We start from the raw sequence: 20243 nt of genomic DNA, 5'->3' as shown, positions 1-20243 counted from the left end.
CACAACATGAGCGCTATTAAATACGAAAAAAACGCTGACAATATTGTAATTCTTACCCTCGATTCATCTGGTCAATCTGCCAATACCATGAATGCAGAATTCCGAGAATCTCTCCAAGAAGTCAGCCAAAAGCTCAAAGCTGAAACTGATCTGAAAGGCATTATTTTCCGTTCTGCCAAGAAAACTTTCTTTGCAGGCGGTGATCTAGATGAGCTGATTCAAGTACAACCTGAACATGCGACTGAATTTTTCAAAATGATCGAAGAGCTCAAGGGCGATTTACGTGCCATTGAAACATTAGGAGTTCCCGTTGTTGCTGCATTGAATGGTACAGCGCTCGGTGGCGGTTGGGAAATTGCTTTAGGCTGTCATTATCGTATTGCGATCAATGATCCAAAAACCAAGTTTGGTCTACCAGAAGTGACTTTAGGCTTGCTGCCTGGTGGTGGCGGTATTGTCCGTATGGTCCGCTTGCTTGGCCTACAAAATGCGTTTCCATTCTTGATGGAAGGAAAGCAATTTGGTGTCGATAAAGCAAAATCACTGGGTCTGGTACATGATACTGCCGAGAATGAACAAGAACTTTTAGACAAAGCGATTGCTTGGATCAAAGCCAATCCCAAGTCGCAACAACCTTTCGATGTTAAAGGCTATAAAATCCCGGGTGGTGATCCGAAAACGCCTGCTGTAGCTCAAGTGCTTGCGATTGCTCCTGCGATGCTACGCGACAAGACCAAAGGTTGCTACCCTGCGCCTGAAGCAATCATGGCCGCTGCGGTTGAAGGTGCACAAGTCGATGTCGATACCGCTTTGCGTATCGAATCGCGTTACTTTACCCAGCTTACTGTAGGTCAAGTTTCCAAGAATATGATCGGTACCTTCTGGCATGGTCTGAATGCCATCAAATCAGGTGCAAGTCGTCCTGCGGATGTTGCGAAATGGCAAGCCACTAAAGTCGGTGTATTGGGTGCTGGGATGATGGGTGCAGGTATCGCCTACTCGACGGCAATCAAAGGCATTCCTGTGGTACTCAAAGATGTATCAGTTGAAAATGCAGAGAAAGGTAAAGCCTATTCTCAAAAACTACTCGATAAACGCGTTTCTCAAGGTCGTATGACAGCAGAAAAACGTGATCAGGTTTTAGCGCTAATTACTGCAACCGCTGATGCAGCAGATCTGCAAGGCTGTGATTTGATTATTGAAGCGGTATTTGAGAATCAGGAATTAAAAGCCAAAGTGACACAAGAAGCTGAACAATATTTAGCTGAAGGTGGGATCTTTGCATCAAATACCTCAACCTTACCAATTACGGGTTTAGCAACGGCAAGTAAAGATGCCAAGAAATTCATTGGCCTACACTTCTTTAGTCCAGTGGATAAAATGCAACTGGTTGAAATTATCAAAGGCAAAGAAACTTCTGCGGACACATTGGCGAAAGCCTATGACTTTGTCCAGCAAATTGCCAAGACACCTATCGTGGTCAATGACAGTCGAGGCTTCTTTACCAGCCGTGTGTTCGGAACCTTTATTCAGGAAGGTATGCGTTTGCTTGCAGAAGGCGTTCATCCTGCAAAAATTGAAATGGCTGCACTGAAAGCAGGTATGCCAGTTGGCCCACTCGCAATTCAGGATGAAGTCTCTTTAACTTTGACTGAACATGTGGCTGGTGAAACCCGTAAAGCATTACAAGCTGAAGGTAAAGATTTGCCAAAAACCCCTGTGGATGAAGTCGTTCATACCATGATTCACGAGCTGAACCGTAAAGGTAAAGCGGCGGGTGCGGGTTTCTACGACTATCCAGAAAATGGCAAAAAGCATTTATGGGATGGACTCAGCCGCTGGCAGAAAGACAACAGTATTACTGAACAGGATATGATTGACCGCTTCTTATTTGTACAAGCACTGGATACTTTACGTTGCTATGAAGAAGGTGTTTTAGAATCAGTGATTGATGCCAATGTCGGTTCAATTTTCGGAATTGGTTTTGCACCTTGGACAGGTGGTGCGATTCAATTCCTGAATCAAAATGGAATTGAGCAATCATTGCAACGCGCTGAACAACTGGCAGGCCAATATGGTGAACGTTTTGTGCCACCGCAACTGTTAAAAGACCTTGCTCAGAGAAAAGAAATTATTCAATAATTTTGTTCTCTCCGCATTGCATATCAGCCCGTATGGAACTCGTTGTCTATACGGGCTTTTTTCTGGTTTCGACAATACCGTAGCAAAACTTTCGAGCATTACATCACGATTTATGCTATAACCACCAACAGTTTTGCTTTAATTTTTTTGTCCTTTGGAACTATCTTATGTCTGAGAAACTCTGTCCAGAAACCTCACCGTGGGGTTGGAAAGCATTAATTATCACCTGTATTTTAAGCTTCATTTTTATGGTGGTTTTCTATTTAGCCATGAATAATGAGCCAGACTATATGCCAATGAACAAAAATAAAGTGGCGCCTCAGTCTGAAATGTCACAATCGTCAATGATGTCTGAAACCAGCACGGAAACACATCAGCACAATCACTAAAATGCTTGTCGAACATGATAAATCCTGTTAAACAGGGATTTATCATGTTATTCGAGATATTCAATGCTTCAACAAAATCGTCAGGCACTGGTCGTTGAAGGCGGTGGAATGCGAGGTGCATTCACCAGCGGTGTCTTAGATGCATTTTTACAGCAACAGTTTAATCCCTTCGATCTCTGTGTTGGTGTTTCTTCTGGTTCAACCAATGTCGCCAACTATCTGGCCGCACAACAAGGCCGCACGCTTCAGATCTATTTAGATCATTCGCTTCGCACCGAATTTATTCATTATGGCCGTTTCTTCAAAGGCGGTGATCTGCTCGATTTAAAATGGATGTGGGATATCGTGGAAAGCGAACATCCTTTGAATCAGGCACATTTATTTGCGAATCATCCTGAATTTTATATGGTACTTACTCACGCCATTACGGGTGAAGCCACTTATATCAAAGCTTCCAAAGACAATATTCTGGATGGTCTAAGAGCCTCTAGCTCAATTCCAGTATTGACGCGCCAAGCAGTTGAGGTATTTGGGGAACCTTATTTCGATGGTGGCGTAGCAGATGCCTTGCCTGTACTTTGGGCAGCACAACAACATGATGTATCGAAATTGATGGTGTTAAGAACCCGCCCTCAAAACTACTATAAAGCCAGTAGTAAAGGCGATCAGTTCCTTGCGAAATATCTATTCAAGCAAAATCATGGCTTTGCGCAGAGCCTATTGTCCAGAACACAGCGCTACAATGATTCGGTTCAGTTTGTGCGCACACCATCAGGACAAAAAATTCTGGAAGTTTGCCCACCTGATCTTAAAAATATGGCAGGTCGACTCACCAAGAATAAGGCCAAAATCCGTTATAGCTATGATGTCGGCTTGGACATTGGCTTACAAGCCATCGAAGACTGGAATAAACTTTAAATCCTTCTTGTCGAATCATCAATAATATATTGAGACAGGATAAGCCTGATCATGCTCATCCTGTCTCACATCTCCGTCGAATTTTCTATTTTGAAAGTTTTCTCTAACCCAACATTATTCACATTCCCATTTTTATACTTGGCAACAGCGGCTAAAAAGGCGCAAAATCTGCTTTTATTTTTTTATTTATTTGGGAATTTATTATGAATAAGCAACCATCCCCACAAAAAGATTCAAATGAAACCGTATTGGGATGGAAATTTGTCATCATTGTTGGGGTGCTCAGTACCATTTTTTTAAGCTTTTTCTATTTAGCAATGACCCAAGAACCAGATTATATGCCTGGGGCACAGCGGAAGGCACAACAACAAAAAGAGCTTTCTCAGGAAGCCTCTCCTGCAAGTTCAGAAGTGCCTGCACAAACTAAGCAGTAGTCAGAACAATCGATAGGTGCCAATCTTACAGGTCAAAGCATTCCTGTGATTGGCATAATCATCTCAATATGTGGAATACCACACTCATCATATTCCTCTCCTTGCACTACAAAACCAAGCTGCTCATAGAATGAAATCGCATGCACTTGCGATGACAAATGAAGAAATGCTCGATGCTGCTGCCGTGCATAAGCCAGAATCTCTTGCATGATCATTTGACCAATCCCTTGTCCTCGATAGGCTTTGAGTACCGCAACCCGCCCCACACTATTATTTTGTAATAATCGTGCTGTCGCAATCGGCTGCTGCTGATCATAAATTACAAAGTGTTGTGAGATCGCATCTTGTTCATCCCACTCATCCTGTTCTGGAATGGCTTGCTCTACGATAAAAACTTGCGCTCGAATCAATTTGGCATCATGCTGTAATTGATCCCAACTTCCCTGTTGAACGCGCAGCATATTTCCCTCGAATGTCATTAACACTTACAACCTATATTCTCGACTGGCATTTGATCTTGTAATAACAGTTCCAAACTGTGTTTCTCAATGCCATACATTGCTTTTAACGTTTGAATCTGCTGCATAATTTTGGCATCAGGCTGTTGAATATCTTTGCGCTTGGTCGCCAGAATCATTTTGTTTTTACTGGTATGTTCCAAAGATACAAATTCAAAGACTTTGGTTTCATAGCCATACGCTTTTAGTAATAAAGCACGCAAGGTATCGGTCAACATTTCTGCCTGCTGCCCTGCATGAATACCAAATTGAAGCATCGGCTGTAACACCTCTGGACTTTGTAATTGCGGACGTAGCTCTTTATGACAGCACGGCGCGCACATGATCATCGACGCATTGAGGCGAATCCCTGTATGAATGGCAAAATCTGTCGCAATATCACAAGCATGTAAAGCAATCATCACATCCAGTTTTTCTGGGTGATAGGTACGAACATCGCCTTCAAAAAAGTCCAAGTGATTAAAACCAACCTGATCAGCAATATTCTGGCAAAACTCCACCAGATTCGAACGCAGCTCAACGCCCGTGATTAAAGGCGTTTTCTGTTGTGCTTGCAAATAGTCATATAACGCAAAAGTTAAATAGCCTTTACCTGAACCAAAGTCGACAATATTTAATTCTTGCTGTGTAGCATCGATCTGCTCATAGGCATTGGAAAAGATTTCAATAAATTTATTAATCTGTTTCCATTTTCGCGCCATGCTTGGCACGATTTGCCCTTTTTCATCGGTAATACCAAGATGTTTTAAGAACGGGCTTTGCTGTTGCACATAACGCTGCTTTTCACGATTATGTTGCTGTTGTTCAACCTTATCCGTTGCTGCCTGTTTTTTCTGACTATTCAACATCGCTTTCTTTTTATTTTTCTTAAGCTGCATGTCTTGATTCAAGGTAAATAAATTTGCCTGTTTAGATTGTGCCAACAATTCAGCAATCTTTTCCAACCCTTCGGTAATCGAATAGTTTTTAGTGATGTCTTGCGTGGTGTGATGGTATAAACAAGACAATGTTGCCTGTCCCTGCAACTCGATCATACGAAAAGTCATTTTTTCTAATTGTGCCAAATCGCCTTTGTACTGACTCAATATCAGGCGATCAAAGCTTTTATTTTCAATAGATTGCTGGATATCCAAGAAAAACTGCTGTTCTTGTTCAAAAGAAAAATTCGGCGCAAACATAATGAAAACCTGACAAATAGAAACTAAATTTTAAAGCGTCTTACTTTAAAAGGGAAATTGCATTACGATACAGTTGTATTTTTATGCAACCTGATCGCTTGATGAACTCAAAAACACTACTGGACTATGACCCAAAAGAAGAACTGATTAATGCCTATAGTCATGGGCTGGGTGCTGTCCTTGCCTTAATTGCTTCAATTTTTCTTATCATTAAGGGACATTCTCTCCCCTTAGGCCAATGGATGAGTCTATGGGTCTATGGCTTTAGCCTAGTCCTCTTGCTTGCGAGTTCTATGCTGTATCACTTTGCTGTGGATGAACGTAAGCGCTATTGGTATAAAAAACTGGATCATACTGCTATTTACTATTTGATTGCAGGCACCTATACGCCATTTCTAAGTATTGCGATTCCAACCGCCAAGGCCCATTATTTACTGATTGCGCTATGGGTGATTGCCCTCATTGGCACTCTTTTTAAACTGGTCTTTATCCACCGCTTCCAGAAGATTTCCTTGGCAGCTTACCTATTGATGGGCTGGTTAGCGATTTTGGTGATGGATGATATGCAACGTTATCTGAGTAAGGATGCGATACAACTCTTAGTTGCAGGCGGGTTGGCTTATACCATCGGCACATTGTTTTATGCTTTAAAAAAGGTAAGATATACCCACGCAATTTGGCATGTTTTTGTGCTACTAGGGGCAGGATTACACTTTTTAGCAATCTACTGTTATGTATTATAAGTCCATATATAGCATTCAGTTTTTCTAAGTAAAACTGCATATTCAAAAGGAATTTTTCAAGACAGACTTCTGTTTCTTGAACGAATAACATGAAGGTCTCTTGTATGTCGTCAAGCACTACGACTGCCACCCCAGAAGTGGCCAGCAATTCAAAAGTACGGGTATTATTTGCCAGCCTTGTTGGTACTACGATTGAGTTTTTTGACTTTTATATCTATGCCACAGCAGCTGTACTCATTTTTCCACATTTATTTTTCCCAGAAAGTAGCGATGGTGCTGCAGTTCTAAAATCACTGGCAACATTTGCCATCGCCTTTATTGCACGCCCAATCGGCGCAGCTATTTTTGGCCATCTCGGTGATCGGATCGGACGTAAAGCAACCTTGGTTGCAGCCTTGCTAACGATGGGTATTTCTACGGTTTGTATTGGTCTGTTGCCAACTTATGCACAGATTGGTCTTGCAGCTCCCCTGCTTCTCGCGCTATGCCGCTTAGGTCAAGGTTTAGGTCTCGGTGGGGAATGGAGTGGCGCAGTCTTACTAGCTACGGAGAACGCACCAGAGGGCAAACGCGCCTGGTATGGCATGTTCCCACAACTCGGTGCGCCAATCGGCTTTATTCTCGCAACAGGTTCTTTTTTACTACTCAATGCTTTTATGTCTGAACAGGCATTTATGACTTGGGGCTGGCGTATTCCATTTATTGCCAGTGCAGTATTGGTCTTGGTTGGCTTGTATATCCGTTTAAAGCTGCATGAAACACCTGCGTTCCAGAAGGTATTGAATAAGCAAAAAGAAGTGAATGTACCTTTCAAGGAAGTCATGACCAAACATTTGCCAATGTTAATCCTTGGTACCATCGCAGCAATCTGTACCTTTGTGGTGTTTTATCTCACTACGGTTTTTGCCCTGAACTGGGGAACTACAAAACTTGGTTATGCACGCGGTGAGTTTCTGGTGTTGCAACTGGTTGCGACCTTATGCTTTGCAGCCTTTATTCCGCTCTCTGCCATTCTTGCAGAGAAGTTTGGTCGTAAGAATACATCGATTGCCGTCTGTGTCCTTTCAGCATTGTTCGGACTTTGCTTTGCACCGCTATTAGGCTCAGGTAGTCCATTCTTGGTATTCTTGTTCCTGTGTATCGGTCTTGCGATTATGGGTTTAACCTATGGGCCAATTGGGACTGTATTGTCAGAGATCTTTCCGACTTCAGTACGCTATACCGGCTCTGCATTAACTTTTAATCTGGCAGGTATTTTCGGTGCTTCTTTTGCGCCTTATATTGCGACGAAGCTGGCTGAAAGTTATGGTCTAGGTGCCGTCGGTTTATATCTCAGTTGCGCATCGATCCTTTCTTTAATTGCCTTTTTACTGATTCGTGAAACCAAGCATGATGATGTAAATAATCAAATTTAAGCGCTTAATTTCAGATGATCTGTGGATAACCGATCCCGATCATCTGAAATACCATTCAATTTGTGCCTTTTTATCTTATAAAGTTGCTTTTCCGACTGCATTCTTCCAAATATTTTTTGTGCTAAAATAACCGCCTTTATTTTTTCTTAGACGATTGTGTTATGTACGCAGTGATTATCGTTGCCGTATTTTTAATCAGCTTCTTATATACCTATTTACGCGGTAAAGAGCGCTTAAAAGCATCTCGACAATTATTTGACCATTCGACATTTTTAGCGCCGATCAACATGTTTATGACGGGCTTTTCCAAATTGCCGAACCAACCTTTCTTTGATGTGGCTCAGTTCCCTGAACTCAAACCGCTACAAGATAACTGGGAAGTCATTCGCGAGGAAGCCATTCAACTACAGAATCAGATTAAAGCCTCTGAAAAAAATAATGATGCAGGCTTTAACACTTTCTTTAAACGTGGCTGGAAACGCTTTTATCTGAAATGGTATCAAGATAGTCACCCGTCAGCACAACAACTCTGCCCAAAAACCGTTGCCTTACTGGAAAGCATTCCATCAGTAAAAGCAGCAATGTTTACCGAACTTCCTTCTGGAAGTTATCTAGGTAAGCACCGTGATCCTTATGCAGGTTCTGTACGCTATCATCTTGGCTTAGTCACGCCAAATAGCGATGACTGCTTCATTGAAGTCGATCAGGAGCGTTATAGCTGGAGAGATGGTGAAGCGACTGTATTTGACGAAACCTTCGTACACTGGGCTGAGAATAAGACCGATGAAACGCGTATTATCCTGTTCTGTGATATTGAACGTCCAATGAAATGGGGATGGGCACAAAAGTTCAACCACTGGTTCGGTCGTAATGTCATGTCAGCGGCAAGCTCACCAAATGATGATCAGGACAAAACTGGCTTTATCAATCGCATCTTCAAATATGGCTATGCGGTACATCATTATGGCCGTGGTTTAAAAGAACGTAATCGCCCACTCTACTACGCATCAAAGTGGTTATTATTTGCGATTATTATTGGCCTGATCTTGCTGCCAAGTTTTCTTTAAGGCTATTTTAGTCACAAAAAAAGAGATGCAATTGCATCTCTTTTTTATTTTAAAACGATGATTTATTGAATCGCTTGAGCTGTTTGCGCGCCAGCAGTTTGTGCAGCAGCCGCATTCGCAGCTTGAACAGCAGTCTCACCAATCAAAGCAATCTTCGCTTTCTCTTGGCTTTTTGCAGACAATGCCGGGTTTGATGCCACAATACGATTGATGTTTGCAGAGTTTGCTGGTGCAATTGCCGCAGTTTGCAATACGATTGGACGGTTACCTGTTTCACCCAACGTATAGCGAATACCAGTACGCGGACTCACGACAGTCGTCACTTCACGTTTGACTTGTGCTTCTGCTGTGTTACTACCTTTTGCTGCCAATACTTTATCGACAGTTGTAGTTTGTGGTGCTTCAGCTGCAAATACAAAACCTGACACTGCAGCACTTGCTAAAATTAAAAGTTGTAATGGTTTTTTCATTGTCTTCCCGCTTTTAATGCGAATTCAATCAAGATCTGTAAGTTCAATAATGAAACTACAAAGCTGTCATTGACTCAAGTTATTTATCGTAAAAAAGCAGAGTCCAATGCTCTGCTTTTTTATTTTAGTGCAATCTAAAATAGCTTTAGATTTTACCGTGACATTGCTTGTATTTTAAGCCTGAACCACATGGGCAAGGCGCATTACGGCTTTCTGGTACTGGGAATGGTGCATTGTCTGTAAAGCCTTCTGTTTCCTCAGAAGCCGTTACTTCACCTGTTAAGCCATCCACATCATCATGTTCAAATGAAAGACGCATTGATTCAGCCTGACGTTGTTGCTGAGCTTCGAGTTCCGCCAATTCTTCCGCAGTCGGTACATGAACACGAGATAAGTCAGTTACTACATCAGATTTGATAATACCCAACATATTTACGAATAAGTTGAATGCTTCTTTCTTGTATTCTTGCTCAGGGTTCTTTTGTGCATAACCACGTAAATGAATCCCTTGACGCAAGTAATCCATTGCCGCCAAATGATCTTTCCAATGACGATCCAGCGAATTCAACATGAAGTGACGTTCAAGCATTGCTGCCGATTCATCACCCATTTGTTCACGGCGCTGGCGATAACGAGAAACCACTTCATCTGAAATACGCTCAATCAAGCCTTCTTCATCTAAACGACGATCTTGGTCCAGCCATTGCTGTACTGGCAATTCGATACCGAGGTCAGACTGTAACGCACCTTCCAGACCTTCGATATCCCACTGATCATGAATCGATTCAGGTGGAATAAAGTTAGCAATTAAGCCTTTCACGACTTCGTGATGCATTTCTTCGATATAGTCTTGTAGCGTACTTTCTGCCAAGACTTCATCACGTTGTGAGTAAATGATCTTACGTTGTTCGTTATTGACATCATCGTATTTCAATAGGTTCTTACGAATATCAAAGTTACGTGCTTCAACTTTACGTTGCGCATTTTCAATCGAACGGCTCACCATTTTGTGTTCAATCGCTTCGCTTTCTTGTAAGCCCATCGCACGCATCATGCCTACGACACGGTCACCCGCGAAGATACGCATCAAGTCATCTTCAAGCGATAAATAGAAACGAGAGACACCAGGGTCACCCTGACGACCTGCACGACCACGCAACTGGTTATCAATACGACGTGATTCATGACGTTCAGAACCAATGATATGCAAACCACCCGAACTTAAAACGTCTTCGTGATCTTTTTCCCATTGTGCCTGTAAACGTGCTTCATCTTCAGGTGTCGCATTTTCAATTTTGGCAAGTTTTGCTTTCCAGTTACCACCCAGTAAAATATCGGTACCACGACCCGCCATGTTAGTTGCGATCGTAACCGCATTCGGACTACCCGCTTGCGCAATAATGTCCGCTTCACGCTCATGCTGTTTCGCGTTAAGGACTTCGTGATGGATACCCGCCTGTAATAACTTGGCAGATAAGATTTCACTGGCTTCAATGGTTGCTGTACCAATCAGGATCGGCGCAACACCTTGCTGACGAATCTTAGTAATTTCTTCAATAATCGCAGTGTATTTACCATTACGGTTTAAATAGATTAAATCGTTATGATCGACACGTACCATTGGACGGTGAGTTGGAATAATCACCACATCCAGACCATAAATTTCTTTCATTTCCGCAGCTTCAGTATCGGCAGTACCGGTCATACCTGACAGCTTTTTATAAAGACGGAAATAGTTCTGGAAAGTTGTAGTTGCAAGTGTCTGGTTTTCTGGCTGAATTTCCATGTTTTCTTTGGCTTCAACCGCTTGATGCAGACCTTCAGACCAACGGCGACCTGGCATGGTACGACCCGTGCTCTCATCGACAATAATCACTTCTTCTTTTTGCGTTTGAGGATTAATACCAATGATGTAATGCACGTTCTTTTGATACAAATAGTGTGCACGGATTGCAGCAGTCACATGATGAACCAGATTCAGATTCGTTGCTGAATACAGACTTTCGCCTTCAGCCAACAGACCCATTTCAATGAGTTTCTGTTCTACTGTTTCATAACCTACTTCAGTCATTTCAACTGAGCGCTGTTTTTCATCTACCCAGAAATGTCCGCCATCAGCCACTTTTTCTTCTTTCTGTGGACGTAATGTTGGAGGAATACTGTTGATGAGCTCATACAAATGAGATGAGTCTTCGCTTTGACCAGAAATAATCAATGGTGTACGCGCTTCATCAATCAAGATCGAATCGACTTCATCGATAATGGCATAGCTTAGGCCACGCTGTTTTTTCTCTTGTAGAGAAAACACCATGTTGTCACGAAGATAATCGAAACCAAATTCGTTGTTGGTACCGTAAGTAATATCAGAAGTATAGGCTTGTGCTTTTTCATCAGGCATTTGCATTGAGTAAATTACACCAATGCTCAACCCTAAAAATTCGAATAATGGACGGTTTAACTCGGCATCACGTTGTGCCAAGTAATCATTCACGGTAATCACGTGAACGCCCTGACCACTCAATGCATTGAGATAACAAGCCAAAGTACCCATCAGGGTTTTACCTTCACCTGTACGCATCTCGGCAATTTTACCTTCGTGCAAGGTAATACCACCAATCAACTGCACATCGTAGTGACGCATACCCATGACACGCTTTGCCGCTTCACGACAAACCGCAAAAGCTTCTGGTAATAATTTATCTAAACTTTCGCCATTACTAAAACGTTGTTTGAATTCTGGAGTTTTTGCAGAGAGGTCTGCATCGTTAAGAGCAGATATCGTCGGTTCAAGCGCATTAATTTGTTCAACAATTTTACGCATGCGTTTGAGCTCGCGCTCATTTTTTGTACCGAAGATACCTCCGATCAGACTTGCCAACATGAATAAACTCTCTAATCCTGTTTGTTATAAGGTTCGTCAATAACAACAAACCCTAGGTCGGTTAATTTTTTCTTAGCTGTTATTATGGAGTCAGAAATAAGAACTACAAGTGCTTTGCATCCAAACAGGTAAAAAAATCTGCGAGGCGATTCTGACATCAAGCAACTAAAGAGCGTTAATGTAGCAAATTTGCATTTAACTTACATCGACTTCAATGTGAATTTCTGCTCATTTTTTAACAAGATCCATAAGCAATATCTCAAAAGTTCATAACAAAATACAAAAACAATAATTTTATTTATAAAGTGAATGCTGCATATTGAATGGAGAAACGACATAGAAAAAAGTATAGAGGACTGATCATGACATTACGTTTAGGCGACACTGCCCCCAATTTCCAGCAAGAATCAAGTGAAGGCACCATTGATTTCTATGACTTTTTAGGCGATAGCTGGGGTATTCTATTTTCCCATCCCGCAGATTATACTCCGGTCTGTACCACTGAGCTGGGTTACACAGCCAAGCTGAAAGATGAATTTAACAAGCGTGGTGTAAAAGCCATCGCCCTTTCGGTTGATGATGTGGAATCGCACAAAGGCTGGATTCAAGACATTAATGAAACCCAGAATACCACGGTTAATTTTCCAATCATTGCGGATAAAGACCGCAAAGTATCTGAACTTTATGGATTTATTCATCCCAATGCCAGTGAAACCTTAACTGTTCGTTCATTGGTCATTATTGATCCGAATAAAAAAGTGCGTTTGATCATTACCTATCCAGCATCAACAGGGCGTAATTTTAATGAAGTGTTACGTGTCGTTGATTCACTGCAACTCACCGACAATCACAAAGTTGCGACACCAGCAAACTGGCAACAGGGTGAAGATGTGGTGATTGTGCCCTCATTGAAAGATGAAGAAGAAATCAAACAACGCTTCCCGAAAGGCTATAAGGCAGTTAAACCATATTTAAGACTCACGCCCCAGCCTGAGTGAGGATCAAACGAGCAACGCTCGTTCCGAAACGCAAGGTGAACAGCTATGCTGTGAGTTAAGAGATTAAAGCGAAAGCTTTAATCGCAGTGCAAGACAAACGTAGTGCGTAGTAATAAAGACGAGCAACGCTCGTTACGAAACGCAAGGGGAACAGCTATGCTGTGAGCTAAGAGATTGAAGCCGATTAAAGGCTTCAAGCAAAGCGCAAGAAAAACAAAGTGTGTAGTAATTAAAAACGAGCAACGCTCGTTACGAAACACAAGGGGAACAGCTATGCTGTGAGCTAAGACATTAAAACAAAAGCTTTAATCGCAGTACAAGACAAAATATCAAGCCTATCTCACCGATAGGCTTTTTTATGCCAGACTCAAATTTGTTTTGGTATTTTTTTAATCAATACGTTATAAGAATAACTCGATCCGAAACACAATAAAAATCATCATGATCTATAACATTCATCATCTGCATTGTGGCAGCTTCTGCCCTGTCTGTGCGCCCTTATTCGGACAAAAAGGCTGGAAAGCTCATCTGGTTTGTCATTGCCTATTGATTGAGACTGATCGTGGTCTGGTTCTGATTGATACAGGCTTGGGCTTACAAGACTATTTACATACTGAACAACGTCTGGGCAACCTGCTGACTCAATTTGGTTCTATTGTGCCGAACCTGAAACTCAGTGCCATTCAACAGATTCAGCAACTCGGCTTTAGTCCCAACGATGTAAAACATATTTTTGTGACGCATCTGGATTTCGACCATGCAGGTGGTATCTCTGATTTTCCCCATGCAACCGTACATGTGCTGGCCTCAGAATTTAATGCGACCCAGACATTATCTGTCAAAGGGAAACTACGTTATAAAACCGAGCAGTTTAAACAGCATCGACATTGGAGCTTTGCAGAACATAACGATGGTGAAGACTGGTTCAATCTCCAGCGTGTGAAAGGCCTTCCGTTGTTTCAGGATGAAATTCTAATGGTGCCGTTGCTCGGACATACACTTGGGCACGCAGGCATTGCAATTAAAAAAACAGGACGGCTGGATTCTCTTTTGTGGCGATGCTTACTTTTCTCACCTAGAGCTCAACCCTAAAAAGAAACTCAGAGCACTCGACCTTACCGAACGCTTATTGGCTGAAGATAACCAGCAGCGTGTGCATAACCTAAAACGCTTACAATATCTGGCTCAACATGAACCCCTGATTGAGTTAATTTGTGCGCACGATCCCGTTGAATTCAGTCGCTATCAATCCATCTTATGAAAAAAACACTCATTGCCCTGACACTTATTTCCACCCTCAGCATGGGTGGTTGCATGAAACATCCAAGTCTGGATGATGAACAACGCCCTAAAAACTGGGGAACATTGATTTCCAATACACATAACTTTTATCAAATCAGCAATGATGTGTTTCGTAGCGATCAGCCGAGTAATGAATTAATTCCAAGCTTAAAACAGTACAACATTGATACTGTCATCAATCTTCGCGCTCGAAATGAAGATGCAAAAGTTCTCAAAGATCAACCCTTTAATCTGGTACACATCCCGATTTATACCTGGGCGATCAATCGGGAAGACTTATTACAGGCGATGCGTGCCATTCAAACCGCGAAACAGCACAATCAAAAAGTATTGATCCATTGCTATCATGGTTCAGACCGTACAGGTGCGACCATTGCCATGTACCGCATTATTTTTGAACACTGGTCGATTGAAGATGCAGTAAAAGAAATGAAACAAGGCGGCTATGGCTTTCATGTGATCTGGAAGAATATCGATCATTTGCTTAGCCCTGAAAATGTAAAATGGATTCAACAGCAGCTGTCGAATCCATCTCGTTAAGACATTTATTTTTTATAGACAAAATGCTACTGGTTAGATGAAAAGGTTTATTTAATCAGTCGCATTTTGTCGATCTGATTAACTTAAATTCAGTGAGAATAATTACCCAACAAAGCATACTTGGCTTAATTTTGTGGTTTTTCAAAAGCAGAACTGCTCAGCAATACTTTCAAAATTTCAGAATTGCCACCGTCACTGTCGGTGACCAATAAAAATACTTCGCCATCAGGTCGCGACTCAAGCCACGTAATCCCTTCAACTTTAATAGGTAGCGTTTTGCTTTCTACATCCTGAATTAAATGACTCGATAAAGCTTGACCATCTGGAGAGAACAACAAAATAAAACTCCCCAAGACATCACCATCATCATAGGTATTTAATGTTTGCTCAACCGCAGCCGTGGCAATAATTAGTTTTTTATCCACAAAAAAATAGGCATCAGAAATCCCGCTTGCAGCGCCCTCAATCTCAGGCAAGTTGAGATTGAACGAATTTATAAGCGCATTTTCTAACGATTTCTCTTGTTGTATTTTGGCTAAATCAAAGACTAAAACACCATGATGGCGATTAATATTGCCCCGTTGAAAGATATAAAGATGATGACTATCTGAGCATACCGCCTCTATATTGAGGTCAGCTCCATTCGTTAATTCAGCACTATTTTCTAAAAAGTGATAATCCACCGCATCTAAAAAATTTTCGACCTGATCATTGGCAGGATTATAGAGTAATGCTTGTTTACGATTTTCCGTAGAACCCGAACCCATAATCAATAACTGTGGCTGTCCGTTAAAGATGAGGCAAGTTAATGCTTCAAAATCAGGCTTTTTTTCTTTGCTCAGTGGGATAAGTGATATTGGTTCGGATTGTTCAAATAATGGAATTTTTTCAAAGGCCGTTGCACTAACCATGCTATTGTTTCGGTTGGTTTTGAGTAAGTAACGAACATCGTCACCTACAAAATAAAGATCCTCCCCCACACAAGCAACACCAGATAGTGCACTAATCGCAGAAACAGATTCAAAAATAAACCGCTCTAATATCTGAATATCAGTATTTATGTTCACATTGTTTCCCCAATTCAAGAGAATACTCGCAGGGTAGCTAATACCTGCGAGATTTTTCAAATTTGTCTAGGGGAAGATCAGCATTTATCGCTGGTCAAGCGGAACCCAATCAATCACCCAAGCTGATTTCATATTCAGACTATCATCTGAGGTAATTTTCTTACGGGTAGTATCTGCCGTATCACGATCTTTGGCTGGGCCAACCATGATACGAATCCCTTTAGATGTCGGGCTAGTTGTCACCTTATAGCCTTTAGCGCGTAATTTTGAAACGACAGCATCTGCATTGGCCTGATTTGCAGCCAGTGCCACTTGTACCATCCATTTCTTATCGCCATTTTCCATAAGATCGCGAGCTTTTTCAGCTTCTGCTTTCTTGTCTGCTTCAGCCTTACGCTTATCTTCAGCAGCTTTCTTGTCTGCATCTGCTTTGCGTTTATCTTCAGCGGCTTTCTTATCTGCCTCGGCCTTACGTTTATCTTCCGCAGCTTTCTTGTCTGCTTCTGCTTTACGTTTATCTTCGGCAGCTTTTTTATCCGCTTCTGCTTTACGCTTGTCTTCCGCAGCTTTTTTGTCTGCCTCGGCCTTACGTTTGTCTTCCGCAGCTTTGCGATCAGCTTCCGCTTTTTTTGCCGCTTCTGCTTTACGTTTATCTTCCGCTAGCTTTTTATCAGCATCAGTCGTCTTTTGCTGGTCTGCTTTTAACTGTTCCGCTCGCTTCTTTTCATCCGCTTTGCGTTTGTCTTCAGCAATTCGTTTTGCTTTTGCTTTTTCATCTTCAACCAGCTCAGGTGGAATATTGTCTGAACTTTCTTGTACAGCAGTACGGCGTGCATTGATTGCCGCGTATTCTTCAGCCGCTTTACGAGCCGCCGCTGCTTCTGCTTGCTGCTGCATTTTTAAAAATTCAGCAGCACGCGCCTCTTGTTCAGCAACCGCTTTTTCACGAGAGCGACGTTGTTCTTCAAGCAAACGTTTTTCTGTTTCAACATCAACCGCTAAAGGTTGTAATGAAACCATTTCACTCTCTTGGGCAGGCTGAGCAGTTTTTGGCTTAGACTCTGTTTTGGGAATAGGATGAGTAACGTTAGCTTGCGTATGATCTTGCTCTATTTCTTCATTACCTTTAAGAAGTAATGCGGCCAATAAAACACCACCTCCTAATAGAACAACGCCACCCATCCAACGTTGTTTGTTATTCATCGACATTCTTCTAAATACTCCCAGACCGCTTCTAAAGTATGAAACGAACCACAGACTAAAATCAGCTGATTGTTATTACCTTGTTTCAGCACAGTTTCAAACGCTTGCTGGATACTGCCGAACTCATGGACCTGTTGCCCTTGCAATGCGTCTTGAATCTGTTGCACTGGTGCGGCTCTAGGCACATCTAAATTAGCAATAAACCAATCTTTTACTGTTGTTTTTAGTAAATCAGTGACAGATGGAATGTCTTTATCTGCCAACATTGAAAATACTGCAACAACTTCTGTGTACTGTTTATTGTATTTTAAGAATTTTCGCAACTGCTTCAATAAAAATTCGACACCATGCGCATTGTGCCCAGCATCAAAAATAACCGTTTTATCCTGAATTTGTCTGATTTCAAAACGGCCTTGTAGACGTGCCTGCTGAATACCCGTTGCAATGGCGTGTTGTGATACCTCAATCCCACTCACCAGTACAGCGGCAACCGCAGTTGAAATATTATCCAGGGCAAGCTGCCCAACTGGAAGCTTTAAAGTGCTACCAGAGGATGCAAATGACCATGTTTGACCATCTTCATCTAGCTGATAGAAATAATCTTGATTGAGTGTATATAACTGTGCTTGGGTTTCCGCCACTTTATCCTGAATGGCTTGCGGGAGTTGCTGTTGCCCTGCAAAAACCACCGGAATATTCGGACGAATGATTCCCGCTTTTTCAAATGCGATTTTTTCGACCGTATTGCCGAGCCAATCGACATGATCTAAACCGATATTGGTAATGACAGCAACATCTGGATCAATCACATTGACCACATCAAGACGACCACCAAGACCGACTTCAAGCACCCAGACATCACATTGCTGCTGTTTAAAAATCAAAAAAGCAGCCAAAGTGGTTGCTTCAAAAAAAGAAAGACTTAATCCACATTCACGGCGAGCCTGATCGACTTGTACAAAAGCATCTACCAGAGTCTGATCATCAGCCTCGACACCCGCCAGCTTCACTCGCTCATTAAAACGGTAAATATGCGGTGACTGGTAAAGTCCAACCTTATAACCTTGTGCATTTAAAATTGCAGCTAAAGTTGTCGTGGTCGAGCCTTTGCCATTGGTTCCTGCGACTGTAAATACTTTTGCCTCAGGTTGCATTACGCCCAGCTTTTCAGCCACAGGTATAACGCGCTCTAAACCTAAATCAATGCCTGTAACATGAACATGGCCCCAATAATCGAGCCATGTTGTTAATGTATCCGTTGAATGTGGAGCGTGCGGTTTCAAGGTAAGTTCATCAGTTTTGCAACAAGTCTGTATACAGTATCACGTAATGCGTGACGATGAACAATTTGATCGACCACACCATGATCAAGCAAATATTCTGCACGTTGGAACGGTTCTTCCAATTTCTCACGTACTGTTTGCTCAATCACACGTTTACCCGCAAAGCCAATCATTGCCTTCGGTTCAGCGATATGTACATCACCCAGCATTGCCAATGAAGCAGTCACACCACCATATACAGGATGGGTCAATACCACTACATAAGGAACACGAGCTTCTTTCATTTTCTGGATAGCAGCCGCAGTACGCGCCATTTGCATCAAGGACAACATACCTTCCTGCATACGTGCACCGCCAGAAGCAGCAAAACAGATCATCGGTTGATGCAATGCAATTGCACGTTCAGCCGCTTGTACAAAACGGTCGCCCACAACCGTACCCATTGAACCGCCCATGAAATCAAAGTCAAAAGCACAGGCAACAAGGTCTAAACCTTTAAGCGAACCTTGCATCACCACAAGTGCTTCTGTCTCACCAGTTTTGTCTTGGGCTTCACGCATACGATCTGGATAAGGTTTGCTGTCCACAAACTTCAATGGATCTTTGGCATTAAATTCCTGACCTAATTCGCCATTCACCTGATCAAAGAACCAGTTCAGACGATCACGTGCACGCATACGTAAGTGTTCATCACATTGAGGACACACATAGGCATTAAATGACATGGCAGTACGTGTCACTAGTGCATGGCACTCAGGACATTCAATCGTAGGCTCAGTAAAGGTCGCTTTAAATGTTTGCTGTTGATCTGCAACCTGAATACCAGGGACATGACGCTCAGTCCAAGGTGTTGAAGGGTTAAGAACCTTCCCTGATGTTAACTCTTGACTCATACTAACTCATCGAGCGCAGCTCGAAGCTCCTTCACTTTATTCACCGTCTGTTGCGCAGCTTCATCGGCTGGCAATGTCGCAAAAGATTTAACGAAAGCACTTCCTACAATAACGGCATCGGCAACCTGACCCATCGCTTTTGCAGACGCTGCATCACTAATTCCAAAACCGACACCGACTGGCACATTGGTTTTCGATTTAATTTTTGCAATACGCGCTGCTGCTTCAGAAGTATCTAAAGTTGCTGCACCTGTCACACCTTTTAATGACACATAGTAAACAAAGCCGCTTGCCTGATTTACCACATGTTGAATACGCTGGTCTGTTGAGGTCGGCGCGAGCAAGAAGATCTGATCCATTCCATTTTGTTTAAGAACTTCACCTAATTGCTGAGATTCTTCAGGTGGTAAGTCCACCAAAAGTACACCATCAACGCCACAGTCTTTCGCATAAGCAACAAACTTTTCATAACCAATGACTTCAACAGGATTTAAATATCCCATTAATACCACTGGTGTCGTTTGATCTTTTTCACGAAAGGCTTTCACCATATTCAATGCATCTAAAGTATTGGTTCCACCTGCCAAAGCACGCTCAGCCGCTAAAGCAATCACGGGACCATCTGCCATCGGGTCAGAGAATGGAAGACCCAGTTCAATGACATCAACACCCGCTTCTACCATTTGATGAAGCAATGGAACAGTTACCTGTGGATGCGGATCACCTGCCATTACATAAGAAACAAGCGCTTTACGTTGCTGAGATTTAAGCTGTTCAAAACGAGTGGCAAGACGTGACATAG

Annotated in this window: 18 protein-coding genes and 1 pseudogene; 10 read left to right on the top strand and 9 right to left on the bottom strand. The window is 42.3% G+C overall.

The features are described from left to right. The first annotated feature begins 6 nt into the window (after positions 1 to 6). The 4 genes from PJ15_RS07465 to PJ15_RS07450 all read left to right on the top strand — a co-directional run bounded on the left by PJ15_RS07465 (position 7) and on the right by PJ15_RS07450 (position 3883). A complete protein-coding gene (locus PJ15_RS07465; protein ID WP_047429415.1) occupies positions 7 to 2142 on the top strand; it encodes a 3-hydroxyacyl-CoA dehydrogenase NAD-binding domain-containing protein in 2136 nt (711 codons plus the stop codon). 167 nt (positions 2143 to 2309) lie between these two features. Continuing rightward, a complete protein-coding gene (locus tag PJ15_RS07460) occupies positions 2310 to 2531 on the top strand; it encodes a hypothetical protein (RefSeq protein ID WP_047429412.1) in 222 nt (73 codons plus the stop codon). A gap of 63 nt (positions 2532 to 2594) precedes the next feature. Next, a complete protein-coding gene (locus PJ15_RS07455; protein WP_047429410.1) occupies positions 2595 to 3449 on the top strand; it encodes a patatin family protein in 855 nt (284 codons plus the stop codon). A 203-nt stretch (positions 3450 to 3652) separates the two neighbouring features. Beyond that, on the top strand, positions 3653 to 3883 hold the full coding sequence (locus PJ15_RS07450; protein WP_047429407.1) for a hypothetical protein: 231 nt from the start codon (positions 3653 to 3655) through the stop codon (positions 3881 to 3883). Positions 3884 to 3915: 32 nt separating this feature from the next. On the opposite strand, the gene PJ15_RS07445 is transcribed toward PJ15_RS07450, so the two are convergent. Both PJ15_RS07445 and PJ15_RS07440 read right to left on the bottom strand, forming a co-directional pair. Beyond that, positions 3916 to 4344, bottom strand: a complete 429-nt coding sequence (locus tag PJ15_RS07445; protein WP_047429507.1) for a GNAT family N-acetyltransferase — start codon at positions 4342 to 4344, stop codon at positions 3916 to 3918. A gap of 17 nt (positions 4345 to 4361) precedes the next feature. Further along, positions 4362 to 5579: a class I SAM-dependent methyltransferase gene (locus tag PJ15_RS07440; RefSeq protein WP_047429405.1), complete on the bottom strand. Its 1218-nt coding sequence runs from the start codon at positions 5577 to 5579 to the stop codon at positions 4362 to 4364. Positions 5580 to 5680: 101 nt separating this feature from the next. Between PJ15_RS07440 and trhA the strand changes: the two genes are divergently transcribed. The 3 genes from trhA (at position 5681) to lpxO (ending at position 8804) form a co-directional block, all read left to right on the top strand. Next, positions 5681 to 6322, top strand: a complete 642-nt coding sequence (gene trhA, locus PJ15_RS07435) for a PAQR family membrane homeostasis protein TrhA (RefSeq protein ID WP_032811078.1) — start codon at positions 5681 to 5683, stop codon at positions 6320 to 6322. Between the two features lie 104 nt (positions 6323 to 6426). After that, positions 6427 to 7737: an MFS transporter gene (locus tag PJ15_RS07430; protein ID WP_004775433.1), complete on the top strand. Its 1311-nt coding sequence runs from the start codon at positions 6427 to 6429 to the stop codon at positions 7735 to 7737. Positions 7738 to 7898: 161 nt separating this feature from the next. Continuing rightward, positions 7899 to 8804 carry a lipid A hydroxylase LpxO gene (gene lpxO / locus PJ15_RS07425; protein ID WP_004775434.1) on the top strand — a complete coding sequence of 302 codons (906 nt, stop codon included), beginning with the start codon at positions 7899 to 7901 and terminating at the stop codon, positions 8802 to 8804. A gap of 62 nt (positions 8805 to 8866) precedes the next feature. Here lpxO and PJ15_RS07420 read toward each other — a convergent pair whose 3' ends face one another. Continuing rightward, the gene (locus PJ15_RS07420; RefSeq protein WP_047429402.1) at positions 8867 to 9274 is read right to left on the bottom strand and encodes a hypothetical protein; all 408 of its coding nucleotides are present in this window, start codon (positions 9272 to 9274) and stop codon (positions 8867 to 8869) included. Positions 9275 to 9419: 145 nt separating this feature from the next. Next, positions 9420 to 12155 carry a preprotein translocase subunit SecA gene (secA, locus tag PJ15_RS07415; RefSeq protein WP_047429399.1) on the bottom strand — a complete coding sequence of 912 codons (2736 nt, stop codon included), beginning with the start codon at positions 12153 to 12155 and terminating at the stop codon, positions 9420 to 9422. Between the two features lie 362 nt (positions 12156 to 12517). Here secA and PJ15_RS07410 point away from each other — a divergent pair, with 362 nt between their 5' ends. The 3 genes and pseudogenes from PJ15_RS07410 (at position 12518) to PJ15_RS07400 (ending at position 14995) form a co-directional block, all read left to right on the top strand. Further along, the gene (locus PJ15_RS07410; protein WP_047429396.1) at positions 12518 to 13153 is read left to right on the top strand and encodes a peroxiredoxin; all 636 of its coding nucleotides are present in this window, start codon (positions 12518 to 12520) and stop codon (positions 13151 to 13153) included. A 441-nt stretch (positions 13154 to 13594) separates the two neighbouring features. After that, positions 13595 to 14414: pseudogene (locus PJ15_RS07405) on the top strand (MBL fold metallo-hydrolase). Further along, positions 14411 to 14995: a dual specificity protein phosphatase family protein gene (locus tag PJ15_RS07400; RefSeq protein WP_047429391.1), complete on the top strand. Its 585-nt coding sequence runs from the start codon at positions 14411 to 14413 to the stop codon at positions 14993 to 14995. The pseudogene PJ15_RS07405 and the gene PJ15_RS07400 overlap by 4 nt, the downstream one beginning before the upstream one ends. Positions 14996 to 15120: 125 nt before the next feature. On the opposite strand, the gene PJ15_RS07395 is transcribed toward PJ15_RS07400, so the two are convergent. From PJ15_RS07395 to trpA, 5 genes are all read right to left on the bottom strand, one after another. Next, a complete protein-coding gene (locus tag PJ15_RS07395; RefSeq protein WP_047429506.1) occupies positions 15121 to 16056 on the bottom strand; it encodes a DUF6929 family protein in 936 nt (311 codons plus the stop codon). Positions 16057 to 16146: 90 nt separating this feature from the next. Then, positions 16147 to 17271, bottom strand: a complete 1125-nt coding sequence (locus tag PJ15_RS07390; protein ID WP_047429389.1) for an SPOR domain-containing protein — start codon at positions 17269 to 17271, stop codon at positions 16147 to 16149. Beyond that, on the bottom strand, positions 17262 to 18548 hold the full coding sequence (folC, locus tag PJ15_RS07385) for a bifunctional tetrahydrofolate synthase/dihydrofolate synthase (RefSeq protein WP_047429386.1): 1287 nt from the start codon (positions 18546 to 18548) through the stop codon (positions 17262 to 17264). The genes PJ15_RS07390 and folC overlap by 10 nt, the downstream gene beginning before the upstream one ends. Then, positions 18545 to 19441, bottom strand: a complete 897-nt coding sequence (accD, locus tag PJ15_RS07380) for an acetyl-CoA carboxylase, carboxyltransferase subunit beta (RefSeq protein ID WP_004775442.1) — start codon at positions 19439 to 19441, stop codon at positions 18545 to 18547. The genes folC and accD overlap by 4 nt, the downstream gene beginning before the upstream one ends. Next, positions 19438 to 20241, bottom strand: coding sequence for a tryptophan synthase subunit alpha (gene trpA, locus PJ15_RS07375; protein WP_005259451.1), 804 nt, complete (start codon positions 20239 to 20241; stop codon positions 19438 to 19440). The genes accD and trpA overlap by 4 nt, the downstream gene beginning before the upstream one ends. Between the last annotated feature and the right edge of the window lie 2 nt (positions 20242 to 20243).

The organism is Acinetobacter sp. neg1 (assembly GCF_000788125.1).
Taxonomy (GTDB): domain Bacteria; phylum Pseudomonadota; class Gammaproteobacteria; order Pseudomonadales; family Moraxellaceae; genus Acinetobacter; species Acinetobacter vivianii.
Note: the sequence above shows the minus strand (reverse complement) of the source record. Positions and strands in the feature narration are given on the sequence as shown.